The sequence below is a fragment of the Rhizobium sp. 01N447_2 genome, from assembly GCF_056399245.1.
This window is the reverse complement of the sequence record NZ_JBFTQY010000032.1, coordinates 10,001-23,096: the sequence shown is the minus strand read 5'-3', so window position 1 is coordinate 23,096 and position 13,096 is coordinate 10,001. Positions and strand designations below refer to the sequence as shown.

Here is a 13,096-nt window from a genome sequence, read left to right as displayed (position 1 = left end):
AGGACGACCGCATTACCGGTCCCGAACGGGGTCGGTCGCGGCGTGAGGAAAGCCCCCGATGGGTGACCGGTGCAGTGCGATATGGCTGCAATGGAATTTTTACCGGTTCTTTTCATGGTCGCCGGAGTTGTTCTGGTGGCGGGGGTGACGCTTTTTGTCTCCTCGCTCCTGCGCCCGTCCAATCCGTATCCCGCAAAAAACATGCCCTATGAATGCGGCATGGACGCCGCCGGCGACGCCGCCGGGGGCCGCTTGAGGGTGCAGTTCTTTATCCTTGCGATCCTGCTGGTGGTCTTCGATGTCGAGACGATGTTCCTCTTTCCCTGGGCCGTCGTCCTGAAAGAGATCGGGCTGGTCGGCTATGTCGAGATGTTCATCTTCATATTGCTGCTTCTCGTGGGCTTCGCCTACGCTTGGCTAAAGGGAGCGCTGGAATGGGAGGCGTAAACAACGCGATTCGCGACAGCGTGCTGTTCACCACGGCCGACAGCCTGATCAACTGGAGCCGAAAGTCGGCGCTGTGGCCCGAGACCTTCGGAATTGCCTGCTGCGCCATCGAGATGATCTCGGCGGGGTGCGCCCGCTACGATCTCGACCGGTTCGGCGTCGTCTTCCGGCCATCGCCCCGTCAGTCCGACGTGATGATCATTGCCGGCACCATAACGCGGAAGTTCGCGCCCGTGGTGCGCCGGCTCTATGACCAGATGCCGGAACCCCGCTGGGTCATCGCCATGGGCACCTGCGCCATCTCGGGCGGGGTCTACAACACCTATGCCGTGGTGCAGGGGGCGGAAACCTTCGTGCCGGTGGACGTGCATGTGCCCGGCTGCCCGCCGCGGCCCGAGGCGCTGATGCACGGCTTCCTCCTGCTTCAAGAGAAGATCAAGAGGTCCCGCGCGCTGGCCGGGACGCCTCTGGATCGGGTTGTAGCGTCATGAGTGTGGAGCCGTCCCTCAATCGCGCTCCGATCATGGAACGTTTCGGGGAAGCCGTCGAGGACCTCGGCGCCGCGCACGGGATTCACGCGTTTGCTGTTCCACCTGAGAAGATCGTCGAGTTCTGCCGGTTTCTGAAAGAACATCCGGCGTTGCAATTCAACTTCCTCTCGGACATCTGCGGGGTTGATCATTATCCCGATACACCGCGGTTCGAGGCGGTGTACCACCTCTATTCGCTGCCCAACGGCTGGCGGGTTCGCATCAAGTGCCGGCTTGGCGATCCCCCGCAGATTCCCTCGGTCACCGGAGTTTGGCGCACCGCCAACTGGCACGAGCGTGAGGCCTGGGACATGTATGGCATCAGGTTCGCGGGGCATCCCGATCTGCGCCGGATCTACATGTGGGAAGGCTTCGAGGGCTTTCCCCAGCGCAAGGATTTCCCCTTAAGGGGCTACAAGGACAAGCTGAACCCCTTCGGGGCCGAAGGTCCGCCGCCAACACAGCCCGACCTTGCCACCAGGGACATTCCGTAAGGGAGGCCGTTCTACGCCGGAAAGTTGAGATGACCGAAGTCACCGAACTCAGCAGGCCGGAAGATGAAGCGCTCAATACCAAGGAAGTGCTTCTCAATCTCGGCCCGCAGCACCCCAGCACGCATGGGGTTCTTCGGCTCGTCCTCGAACTGGACGGCGAGTACGTCCAGCGCGTCGACCCGCATATCGGCTACCTCCACCGCGGCACCGAAAAACTGGCGGAGAGCTTCACCTATACTCAGATTTTCCCGCTGACGGACCGGCTCGACTATCTCTGCCCGCCTTCGAACAACCTGGCTTTCGCGCTGGCAGTGGAGAAACTCCTCGGCATAGAAGCACCGCTGCGGGCGCAGTATATCCGCGTGATGATGGCCGAACTGGCACGGATCTCCGGTCATCTCCTGATCACCGGCGCGCTGCCGCTGGACCTGGGCGCCATGACCGCGTTGCTCTACGTCATGCGCGAGCGCGAAATGATCATGGATCTGTTGGAGATGATCAGCGGCGCGAGGATGCACACTTCCTTCTGCCGGGTCGGCGGTGTGCGCGAGGATCTGCCCGACGGGTTCTTTCCCAAGATCCGGGAGTTTTGTGACATCTTCCCGAACCGGATTCGCGACTATGAACGGCTGGTCGATAACAATCGGGTGTTCCTGAAGCGCACGCAGGGGATCGGCGTGATCTCCGCCGAGGACGGCATCGATCTTGGCCTGAGCGGCCCGAACCTGCGCGCCTCGGGCGTCGATTGGGACATCCGCCGCGACGAACCCTACGAGATCTATGACCGGCTCGCGTTCAACGTCATTACCCGCGATGAGGGCGATTGCTATGCGCGCTGGCGATGCCGCGTCGATGAGATGCGCGAGAGCGTCCGGATCATTGAACAATGCCTCGACCAGATGCCCGAGGGGCCGTTCCAGATCGACATGCCAACAATCGCCTTCCCGGTGGACAAGGACAAGGTGCATTGCTCGATGGAAGCACTGATCCAGCATTTCGACTTGTCGGCCTATGGTTTCAAGGTGCCGAAGGGTGAGGTCTATTCGGCGATCGAGGCGCCAAAGGGCGAGCTTGGCTTCTATATCATCAGCGACGGGTCGCCAAAACCGTTCCGCATGAAGGTGCGGGCACCCTCCTTCGTCAATCTTCAGGCCCTCTTCGGGGTCACCAACGCCCGCTATCTGGCGGACATGATCGCCGTGCTCGGCAGCCTCGACCCGGTGATGGCGGAGGTGGACAAGTAGCAAGGATTTGAATGCGATGACCATGCGCGAAAAGATAAAAGAGGCGGCGGCGCGGTATCCCGACCAGCGCTCTGCGATCATGCCCGCGCTTCTGATCGCGCAGAGGGAGCATGGCCATCTGCMTGGTCAGGTGCTGGAAGAAGTCGCCGACACTCTCGGAGTCGAACGGATCTGGGTCTACGAGCTGGCGACCTTTTACACGCTCTTCCATACCGAGCCGGTGGGCATGTTCCACCTGCAACTCTGTGACAATGTTTCCTGCATGCTGTGCGGAGCCGAGGACCTGCTGAAGCATCTGGAAACGGCGCTGGCGATCAGGAAGGGCGACACCACGCCGGACGGGCTGTTCACGCTTTCCTCCGTCGAGTGCCTCGGTGCCTGCGAGATGGCTCCGGTGATGCAGGTCGGCGACGATTACCATGGTGCCCTTGATGTCGCGCGGATAGATGCACTTTTGGACAACCTGCGGGCTACGACGGAACGGGTCGCGAGCATCGAGCCCTCTGCGCGACCGCAGGGAGAGTAGCGCCATGTTCGAGCCGGTTCTCCTCAAGAATGTCGCCGTGCCGGACAGTCACCTGCTGTCGACCTACGAGGCTGGCGGCGGCTACCAGGCACTGGCGAAGGCGCTGCGCGAATACACGCCTGACGAGGTAGTTAACCTCGTCAAACAGTCCAACCTGCGCGGTCGCGGCGGTGCCGGATTCCCGACGGGCATGAAATGGAGTTTCGTGCCGAAGCAGGTCGACAAGCCGAAATATCTTTGCTGCAACGCCGATGAGGGCGAGCCAGGCACCTTCAAGGACCGGATCATCATGGAGCGCGATCCGCATCAACTCATCGAGGGGCTGGCGGTAAGCGCCTATGCGATCGGAGCCAAAACCRCCTATGTCTACATCCGCGGAGAGTATGTCACGGCGATCCGTCGCCTGGAGCAGGCGATCGCCGAGGCACACGAAAAGGGTTATCTGGGAACGGGCATTCTGGGCTCGAATTTCGATTTCGCCGTCCACATCCACTGCGGCGCAGGCGCCTATATCTGCGGCGAGGAGACTGCGATGCTCGAGTCGCTCGAGGGCAAGCGGGCGCAGCCGCGATTGAAGCCGCCGTTTCCGGCCGTGGCCGGGCTCTACGCCAGCCCGACTGTGATCAACAATGTCGAGACGCTGGCCTGCGTGCCGCATATCGTGGCGCGAGGCGCGGACTGGTTCCGCGGCATCGGCCCGGACAAGAGCCCCGGCCCAAAGCTCTACTGCCTCAGTGGGCAGGTGCGCAAACCCGGCCTCTACGAGTTGCCGATGGGCATACCACTGCGCGAACTGGTCGAGGAACATGCCGGCGGGGCGTTGCCGGGACGCAAGATCAAGGCGGTGATCCCGGGCGGGGTCTCAGCGCCGGTCATCCCTGAGCACGGGCTGGACGTGAGGATGGATTTTGACTCGCTGGCTGCCGCCGGCTCGATGCTCGGTTCGGCTGGCGTTATCGTGATCGACGATAGCACCTGCATGGTCAAGGTCGCCACCAGGATCATCGAGTTCTTCCACCATGAGTCCTGCGGCAAGTGCACGCCCTGCCGGGAAGGATTGAACTGGGTCGTGAAGGTCCTGCGCCGGGTTGAAGGCGGGGATGGCGCACCCGGCGATCTGGAGCAGCTGGAGATGCTCTGCAAGGGCATTTTCGGCAATACGTTTTGTGCCTTGGGTGACGGTGCAGCGATGGGATTGCGCGCAGCACTCGCGCATTTCAGAGATGAATTCGTCGCCCATGTCGAGGAGCGGAGGTGCCCGTTTCACTGAAGGAGTGTGCTGGATCAGGGTTGTGAGGAAACCATGCTTAAAGTCACGATCGACGAACAAACGCTGGAAGTTGAGGCTGGCTCGACAGTGCTGCAGGCCGCCCAGCGTTTGGGCATCGACGTCCCGACCTTCTGCTATCTGAAGCGGCTGCCGCCGCTGGCTTCGTGCCGCATGTGCCTGGTGGAGATCGAGGGCGTGCGGCGGTTGCAGCCGTCCTGCGCCACTGCGGCCACCGATGGCATGGTCGTGCGGACGAACACGCCTCTGATCGAGGAAACGCGCTCTTCCATGCTCGACATGCTGCTCGCCAACCACCCCCTCGACTGCCCGATCTGCGACAAGGGCGGCGAATGCGAGCTTCAGGACATGGTAATGGCCTACGGGCCCCGCGAAAGCCAATTCCGCGATGACAAACGTGTGTTCCACTCCGAGGACATTCGTCTGAGCCCGGTCATCATCATGAATGTCAACCGCTGCATCCAGTGCCAGCGCTGCGTCCGGATGTGTGAGGAGGTCGTCGGTGCGGTGGCGCTGGGCACCGTCGAAAAAGGCATGGATACCGCCGTCACCGGCTTCGAGGGCAGTCTGGCGAGTTGCGACCAGTGCGGCAATTGCGTCGAGGTCTGCCCGGTCGGCGCGCTGATGAGCTTCCCCTACCGCTACAAGGCGCGCCCCTGGGATCTCGTAGAGACCGACACGGTCTGCCCGCATTGTGGCACCGGTTGCCAGCTGACGGTGGGCACGCGCAAGGGCGAGTTCATGCGGGTGCGCTCGAAGTGGGACGAAGGTGTCAACCACGAAACTCTCTGCGTGCGAGGACGCTTCGGCCTCGATTTCGTTGCAAGCCGGGACCGGATCAAGCAGCCAATGATCCGTCAGGATGGCGCCCTGGTTCCGGTTTCCTGGGAGGAAGCGGGGGACTATCTGCGTCGGCGACTGTTGGCCGTCGAGAGCAAGGATGCCGGCGGGCTGGCCTCGCCTCGCCTGCCCAACGAGGTGCTTTATCAGTTCCAGAAGCTGATGCGAACAGTGTTCCGGACCAACAACATTGATTGTTCGTCACGCTGGGCCGCGCCCTTCGATACGCTCGGCCCGCTATTGGCAACTTTCTACAGCCGCACGCCGCTGGACGACGTAATCGGCAACGACTGCGTGCTCGTCGTTGGAGGCAATATAACCGAGGAGAACCCGGTCACCGAATACCTGCTGCGGGACGGCGCGCGGCGGCGGCAGACCGGATTGCTCATGCTATCGGCGCGGCCATCGCGTCTGGACGCCGATGCCAGGGTGGTGGTTCGTGTGCCTCCGGGCGGAGAAGCGGCAAGCCTTGCGGCGGTGGTGGCCGGTCTCGTGGCGGCAGCTGGTCAGGCCTTGCCGGGCGGCGCTTTTGCGGACATCGACGCGGCAATCGGCAGGCCGGCGGCGGGCGCCGGCAGTGACGGGCCGGATCGCCTGGCCGCCGCGCTCAAGGAAGGCCGCAGCGTCACCGTGCTTGTCAGCGTCGACCTCCTGAGATCACCCGAAGCGCGCGCGACGCTGCAGCAGCTCAACAACCTGCTGCACGTTCTCCGCCTGCTAGGCAAGGGCCCGGCGATGCAGTTTCTCTTCGACCGTGCCAACCAGATGGGCGCCTGGGACATGGGGGTCCTGCCGGCGGCTCTGCCGGGGCTGCGGGCGGTCGCCGATGACGCGACGCGCGCAACTCTTGCACGAAACTGGGGCGCCGAAATCCCGTCTGAACCCGGCGCGGATCTCGACGCCATGCTGGAGCTCTGCGTCGGTGGGCGGATGGGCGCGCTCTACATCGTCGGAACCGACCCCCTGGTCGCCTATCCCGACCGGGACTTTGCGACGCGGGCGCTTGGCGCCGCCGATCTCCTGATCGTGCAGGACGCGTTCCTCACGGATACGGCGGGCATGGCCGAGGTCGTCTTGCCCGCGGCGGGCTACGGCGAGGAATCCGGAACGTTCACCAACAACGAGGGTCGGATCCAGAATGTTCGCAAATTCCGTGAGCCCGTTTTCGAGGCGCGAGGCAATCTGGCGATTGTCGACTTCGTCGCGGCGCTACGCAACCAGGCGCTGCGGCCATCGACGCAAGCCGAAATTTTCGACGAGATTGCCCGGCTGGTTCCGGCCTATCAGGGGTTGACGCAGGACGGGCTTGGCGCCGACGGCGCTTTCACCAAGGCGGTGCCAACACTACCGGCTGGCATGCTCCCTGCGCCGCCGCCCGTCCCGACAGCAGCCGACCGGCTCATGCTGATCACCGGCGACTGCCTGTTCCACAACGGATATCTTTCCGAACGGTCGGACATCCTGAACACGGTCGCCAACGATCCCTATGTCGCGATGAGCGCGCAGGATACCGCGGAGCTTGGCCTTTCGGATGGCGATCAGGTAATCGTGCGTTCCGGCCAGGGCGAACTGACGGCGCAGCTCAAGGTCGACAGGCGGTTTCCCAAGGGCCTCGTCTTCGTTCCGGAAAACTATAGAGCCTTGCGTCTCAACAGCCTGCTGCGGCGGGGCGAATATCCATGCGCGGTGGAAGTCCAGAAGGCGCATGCCACTCTTGAGGTCGACCGCCCAAGCCGGATCTGGCGTGGGGTCTGAAGATTTGGGGTCGGGGCACCGCAAGGCTCCGCGGCAAGCTGCCCACCCCAGCGTCTTCACATCGAGTTGGCGACGTCAGTGATACCTGGTCCCGCAAATGTAATCCTGCAGATCCTGCTCTGTACGCTGCGCTTCGTCGAGCCTGTGTTTAACCACGTCGCCGATGCTGACCACGCCGACAACGTCGCCTCCATCCGTGACCAGCACATGGCGCGTACGCCGCTGGGTCATGATCCCCATCGCGACGGGCAGCAAATCCTGTGTCGAACACGTCGCCACATTGCGGTTCATGATGTCCGCGACCCGCTTTGCCGCCGCCTCGGCCCCGTATTCCGCCACCGCATTGCAGCAGTCCCGCTCCGACAGCGTACCGAGGTATCTGCCGTTCGATCGGCTGACAACGACGAAGCCGATATTGTTGTCTCGAAACAGCCGCAGTACCTCCACCATCGTCTGATCGGGAGCAACTGCGATGACACCGACACCCTTGTTTTTCATGATTTCACCGACAAACATCTGAGCCTCCTTTTCGAGCGCTTCGGTTTGACAGCTGGCGCGCGTTCATGTTCGCCGGATATTCCGCCACCAGTTGTAGCCCTGCGTCTCTTTCGTCTCGACAAGTACGTCCTTCTTCGTATTCAGGCGCGCGGCAACCACGCCGCCGCCGGTTGCCGCCTTACCCGGCTTGGCGAGCAGATCATCGCGCCCGATCACCAGGTCAGCTGAGGAAAAACTCGAGAATTCGTATTGTTGGCCAAGCGCGATCGCGTCCGCCGGGCAGGCGTCCTCGCACAGCCCGCAGAACAGGCAGCGGGCCGTGTCGATCTCGAATTTGGCCGGGTGCCGCTTGCCCTTCTCGTCTTCGTAGGGGACGACTTCGATACAGTCGCAGGGACAGATCCGCGCGCAGAGTTCGCAGGCCACGCACTTGATCTCGCCCTCTTCATCACGCGTCAGGAAGTGATGCCCGCGATAGCGGGAGTAGGGCAGCCACTTTTCCTTGTCCGGATACTGCATGGTCACGGATCTGGAGAACATGTAGCCGAAGGTCAGAGCCAAGGCGCTCGCCAGATCGGCAAAGAACGCCCAACCAATCCATGTTCCAACTCTGTCCTGCGCGCGCGACATCGCCGCCTCGCTTACGGAGCCGCTACGACCCCTAAAAGTACACCGGTTATAATTATGTTCGCCATTGAAAGAGGAAGCAAGACTTTCCATCCGATCGCCATCAGTTGGTCGTAGCGGTAGCGGGGGAAAGTGAAGCGGAACCAGATAAACACATAGACGAAGAACGCGATCTTGAGCACAAACCACAGGAGCGGTGGCAAGGGAATCAGAACTCCGTTCCAACCGCCGAAGAACAGGATCACCACCAGGACCGACACAAGCAATACGATGGCATATTCGCTGACCATGAAGAAGGCAAAGCGGATACCGCTGTATTCGGTATGGAACCCGGCCCCCAGATCACCCTCCGCCTCCGCCAGGTCGAAGGGAATGCGCTGCGCTTCGGCGAGCCCGGCGACGAAGAACACGAAGAATCCGACCGGTTGGTAGACGATGTTCCAGACATCGGCCTGCGCCCGCACGATCTCGAGCAGGCTCATGGATTGCGCCAGCATGACCACGCCGATGACCGCGAACCCCATCGGGATCTCGTAGCTTATCATCTGCGCGCAGGTCCTGAGGCTGCCCAGAACAGCGTATTTGCTGTTGGAGGCCCAGCCGCCGAAGATGACGCCATAAACCTCGATCCCGATCACCGAGAAAACGAAAAGGAGCGCCACATTCATGTTGGAGACGTAGAGCGTGATCTCGCGGCCGAGGACCGAGACAGTTTCGCCGAAGGGGATCGCGACGAACACCACAAAGGGCGGGGCGAGCGCCAGGATTGGCGCCAGTTTGAACAGGAACCGGTCGGCCTCGGCCGGGATGTGATCCTCTTTGGTCAGGAGCTTGATTCCGTCCGCCACCGGCTGCAACAGCCCGTGCCATCCCACGCGCATCGGCCCCATCCGCTGCTGCATGTGCCCGGCGATCTTGCGTTCCAGCCAGGTTAGCGGCAAGGGTAGCAACAGCAGGATCGCAATCAGGAACGCGACCTTCAAGACGATCAGGCCAAGGGCGACGATAAGTTCCATGATCCCGGCTACTTATTCATCGGGTTGAAGCGCACGACCGGACTTTGGCTCCGGCTATACAATGAGCACCGCGCGCACTTGTCAGACTACATGGTACAACGGCGACGCACCTCATACAATGCCGTCGCAGTTATGTCGTCGCTGGTTATGATGTGTCCGGGCTCAGGACGTTTTGAGACGAGTGGTTCGCTGTGCAAGATGAAAGCTTCGCATTTCCGCCGGTTGCACCGCGCCATCTTGCGGTTCAAAAACCGCCGAGGCTCTAATCGCTGCCTGATGAAAGTTTCCGTGGCAGGCCAGCTGGCGTCCGGGGAACTGGACACCCAGCAGAAACGCAAAAAGCTCCTCGACGCTTACGCGGAGGAGCTTTCTGTCAAGCGACTTGCATGGGCAAATATTCAAGTATCGTTGATTGTGGGGGCAGGCTTTGTCCTGTTCGGGTCTTAAAACGGTCCACTGGACTGTTTTCTCGGGCAGGTCCGATCGCCCTCTCACCCTTCAGGTTATGGTTTTGGTTGCGGGGGCAGGATTTGAACCTGCGGCCTTCAGGTTATGAGCCTGACGAGCTACCGGGCTGCTCCACCCCGCGTTATTATTTTACAGCAGAAAGGGCCGCTTGCGCGACCCTTTTTGTTCGGCATGGGCCGTAGAGTTAGTGATGAGAAGATTGTTTTACATAAGTTGCGTTTTGCAGACCTGGCAGCGACCTACTCTCCCGCGTCTTAAGACGAAGTACCATGGGCGCAGGGGCGTTTCACGGCCGTGTTCGGAAAGGGAACGGGTGCAGCCACCCCGCCATAACCACCAGGTCGGCAAAGCGCAACTATATGTTTTGAGAAGCTGGCAGGCGTTAGCCTGTTTTCTTTTTTGAACACGTCTTTTGGACCCTCTTCCGGCTGCGGATGCTTGTGGCACCCATACAGGCCAGAGGCCGTCGCCAATCGTTTGGCGGGCCGTCCGCAGCGCCATTGGCGCGTCAGGACAAAGGTCTGGATCATCGATCCGGACGACCGCTTCGCGGTCGCCGGGAGATGAGCATAGTCAATGAGAACGATCAAGCCAATCGAGCTATTAGTACCGGTAAGCTTCATGCGTTGCCGCACTTCCACACCCGGCCTATCAACGTGGTCGTCTTCCACGGCTCTGATAGGGAATACTCGTTTTCAGGTGGGTTTCCCGCTTAGATGCCTTCAGCGGTTATCCCGTCCATATATAGCTACCCTGCTATGCCCTTGGCAGGACAACAGGTCCACCAGAGATATGTCCATCCCGGTCCTCTCGTACTAGGGACAGATCCTGTCAATATTCCTACACCCACGGCAGATAGGGACCGAACTGTCTCACGACGTTCTGAACCCAGCTCACGTACCGCTTTAATTGGCGAACAGCCAAACCCTTGGGACCTGCTCCAGCCCCAGGATGCGATGAGCCGACATCGAGGTGCCAAACAACCCCGTCGATATGGACTCTTGGGGGTCATCAGCCTGTTATCCCCGGCGTACCTTTTATCCGTTGAGCGATGGCCCTTCCACGCGGGACCACCGGATCACTATGACCGACTTTCGTCTCTGCTCGACTTGTCAGTCTCGCAGTCAGGCGGGCTTATGCCATTGCACTCGACGACCGATTTCCGACCGGTCTGAGCCCACCATCGCGCGCCTCCGTTACTCTTTCGGAGGCGACCGCCCCAGTCAAACTACCCACCATACACTGTCCCGGACCCGGATAACGGGCCGCGGTTAGACATCCATGACGATAAGGGTGGTATTTCAAGGATGGCTCCACGGAAACTGGCGTCCCCGCTTCAAAGCCTACCACCTATCCTACACATGCCGACACGAATGCCAGTGTAAAGCTATAGTAAAGGTGCACGGGGTCTTTCCGTCTGACCGCAGGAACCCCGCATCTTCACGGGGAATTCAATTTCACTGAGTCTATGTTGGAGACAGCGGGGAAGTCGTTACGCCATTCGTGCAGGTCGGAACTTACCCGACAAGGAATTTCGCTACCTTAGGACCGTTATAGTTACGGCCGCCGTTTACTGGGGCTTCGATTCAAAGCTTGCACCTCTCCTCTTAACCTTCCAGCACCGGGCAGGCGTCAGACCCTATACGTCGTCTTGCGACTTCGCAGAGCCCTGTGTTTTTGATAAACAGTCGCTACCCCCTGGTCTGTGCCACCCCATAATAGTTGCCTAGCATGGGGTCACGCTTCTTCCGAAGTTACGCGTGCAATTTGCCGAGTTCCTTCAACATAGTTCTCTCAAGCGCCTTGGTATACTCTACCTGACCACCTGTGTCGGTTTCGGGTACGGTCTATACGGTGGAGCTATTTCCTGGAACCGCTCCGCTGCCCATCCAATCCAATAAGAATGAACAACTTGTGCAATCCGTCACTACCACCAGGCCCACGAATATTAACGTGGTTCCCATCGACTACGCATTTCTGCCTCGCCTTAGGGGCCGGCTAACCCTGCTCAGATTAACTTTAAGCAGGAACCCTTGGTCTTTCGGCGAGAGGGTCTCTCACCCTCTTTATCGTTACTCATGTCAACATTCGCACTTCCGATACCTCCAGGAGCCCTCACGGGTCTCCCTTCATCAGCTTACGGAACGCTCCGCTACCACGTGTATTGCTACACATCCTCAGCTTCGGTGCATGGCTTCAGCCCCGTTACATTTTCGGCGCAAAGACCCTTATTTAGACCAGTGAGCTGTTACGCTTTCTTTAAATGATGGCTGCTTCTAAGCCAACATCCTGGTTGTTTTGGGATCCTCACATCCTTTCCCACTTAGCCATGACTTGGGGACCTTAGCTGGAGGTTAGGGTTGTTGCCCTTTTCACGACGGACGTTAGCACCCGCCGTGTGTCTGCCGAGTAGTACTCCCCGGTATTCGGAGTTTGGTTAGGATCAGTAAGACGGTGAGTCCCCATAGCCCATCCAGTGCTCTACCCCCGGGGGTATTCGCTCGACGCTCTACCTAAATAGATTTCGCGGAGAACCAGCTATTTCCGAGTTTGATTGGCCTTTCACCCCTAGCCACAAGTCATCCCAATCTATTGCAACAGATGCGGGTTCGGTCCTCCAGTTGGTGTTACCCAACCTTCAACCTGCTCATGGCTAGATCACTCGGTTTCGGGTCTAATGCAACAAACTATATCGCCCTATTCAGACTCGCTTTCGCTTCGCCTACACCTACCGGCTTAAGCTTGCTTGTTACACTAAGTCGTTGACCCATTATACAAAAGGTACGCCGTCACCCTTGCGGGCTCCGACTGTTTGTAGGCATCCGGTTTCAGGTTCTATTTCACTCCCCTTGTCGGGGTGCTTTTCACCTTTCCCTCACGGTACTTGTTCGCTATCGGTCATGCACGAGTACTTAGGCTTGGAGAGTGGTCTCCCCATGTTCAGACAGGATTTCTCGTGTCCCGCCCTACTCTAGGACAATCATGATATCTACGCGTACGGGGCTGTCACCCACTACGGCCGCACTTTCCAGAGCGTTCCACTTTAATCACAATTGCCACTGGCCTGGTCCGCGTTCGCTCGCCACTACTTGCGGAGTCTCGGTTGATGTCCTTTCCTGCAGGTACTTAGATGTTTCAGTTCCCTGCGTTCGCTTCTTACACCCTATGTATTCAGGTGTAGATACCTTATCACAATACCTAGAAACCATTCGGGTTTTCACTCACGCTCGTTCTGCACTTCGTGCAGCGCTGCGTTAGCGCGCCGGACGACCGGCGACGCGCTCCGCGCTGTATTGGGAAACTCCCATACAGGCCAGAGGCCGTCGGCGATCGTTCGCCGTAATGTCGGATCGAAGACCCGAC

10 protein-coding genes, 1 tRNA gene and 2 rRNA genes (1 of these 13 only partly in view) are annotated in these 13,096 nt (G+C 60.0%); 7 read left to right on the top strand and 6 right to left on the bottom strand.

Annotated features, from left to right (window positions below; genetic code table 11):
• Positions 1 to 81 precede the first annotated feature (81 nt).
• From AC1ECN_RS21245 to nuoG, 7 genes are read left to right on the top strand one after another with little or no spacing between them, the layout of a single operon-like run.
• On the top strand, positions 82 to 447 hold the full coding sequence (locus AC1ECN_RS21245) for an NADH-quinone oxidoreductase subunit A (protein ID WP_018483156.1): 366 nt from the start codon (positions 82 to 84) through the stop codon (positions 445 to 447).
• Positions 435 to 938 carry a NuoB/complex I 20 kDa subunit family protein gene (locus tag AC1ECN_RS21240; protein ID WP_018073600.1) on the top strand — a complete coding sequence of 168 codons (504 nt, stop codon included), beginning with the start codon at positions 435 to 437 and terminating at the stop codon, positions 936 to 938. Before AC1ECN_RS21245 ends, AC1ECN_RS21240 begins: the two co-directional genes overlap by 13 nt.
• Positions 935 to 1,471, top strand: a complete 537-nt coding sequence (locus AC1ECN_RS21235; RefSeq protein WP_130673052.1) for an NADH-quinone oxidoreductase subunit C — start codon at positions 935 to 937, stop codon at positions 1,469 to 1,471. The genes AC1ECN_RS21240 and AC1ECN_RS21235 overlap by 4 nt, the downstream gene beginning before the upstream one ends.
• A gap of 29 nt (positions 1,472 to 1,500) precedes the next feature.
• Positions 1,501 to 2,715 carry an NADH dehydrogenase (quinone) subunit D gene (gene nuoD, locus AC1ECN_RS21230; RefSeq protein WP_018483159.1) on the top strand — a complete coding sequence of 405 codons (1,215 nt, stop codon included), beginning with the start codon at positions 1,501 to 1,503 and terminating at the stop codon, positions 2,713 to 2,715.
• Positions 2,716 to 2,731: 16 nt separating this feature from the next.
• Positions 2,732 to 3,241, top strand: a complete 510-nt coding sequence (nuoE, locus tag AC1ECN_RS21225; RefSeq protein WP_477954017.1) for an NADH-quinone oxidoreductase subunit NuoE — start codon at positions 2,732 to 2,734, stop codon at positions 3,239 to 3,241.
• Between the two features lie 4 nt (positions 3,242 to 3,245).
• A complete protein-coding gene (nuoF, locus tag AC1ECN_RS21220) occupies positions 3,246 to 4,511 on the top strand; it encodes an NADH-quinone oxidoreductase subunit NuoF (protein WP_477954015.1) in 1,266 nt (421 codons plus the stop codon).
• A gap of 33 nt (positions 4,512 to 4,544) precedes the next feature.
• Complete coding sequence (gene nuoG / locus AC1ECN_RS21215; protein ID WP_130673555.1) at positions 4,545 to 7,124, top strand: NADH-quinone oxidoreductase subunit NuoG; 2,580 nt, start codon at positions 4,545 to 4,547, stop codon at positions 7,122 to 7,124.
• Positions 7,125 to 7,199: 75 nt separating this feature from the next.
• On the opposite strand, the gene AC1ECN_RS21210 is transcribed toward nuoG, so the two are convergent.
• The 6 genes from AC1ECN_RS21210 to AC1ECN_RS21185 all read right to left on the bottom strand — a co-directional run.
• Positions 7,200 to 7,640: a CBS domain-containing protein gene (locus tag AC1ECN_RS21210; protein ID WP_018073594.1), complete on the bottom strand. Its 441-nt coding sequence runs from the start codon at positions 7,638 to 7,640 to the stop codon at positions 7,200 to 7,202.
• 45 nt (positions 7,641 to 7,685) lie between these two features.
• Positions 7,686 to 8,252, bottom strand: coding sequence for an NADH-quinone oxidoreductase subunit I (locus AC1ECN_RS21205; RefSeq protein ID WP_017961924.1), 567 nt, complete (start codon positions 8,250 to 8,252; stop codon positions 7,686 to 7,688).
• An 11-nt stretch (positions 8,253 to 8,263) separates the two neighbouring features.
• On the bottom strand, positions 8,264 to 9,265 hold the full coding sequence (gene nuoH, locus AC1ECN_RS21200) for an NADH-quinone oxidoreductase subunit NuoH (protein ID WP_130665034.1): 1,002 nt from the start codon (positions 9,263 to 9,265) through the stop codon (positions 8,264 to 8,266).
• Between the two features lie 512 nt (positions 9,266 to 9,777).
• Positions 9,778 to 9,854, bottom strand: a tRNA-Met gene (locus AC1ECN_RS21195).
• A gap of 105 nt (positions 9,855 to 9,959) precedes the next feature.
• A 5S ribosomal RNA gene (gene rrf, locus AC1ECN_RS21190) occupies positions 9,960 to 10,074 on the bottom strand.
• A gap of 241 nt (positions 10,075 to 10,315) precedes the next feature.
• Positions 10,316 to 13,096: ribosomal RNA gene (locus AC1ECN_RS21185) — 23S ribosomal RNA — on the bottom strand (it continues 160 nt past the right edge of the window).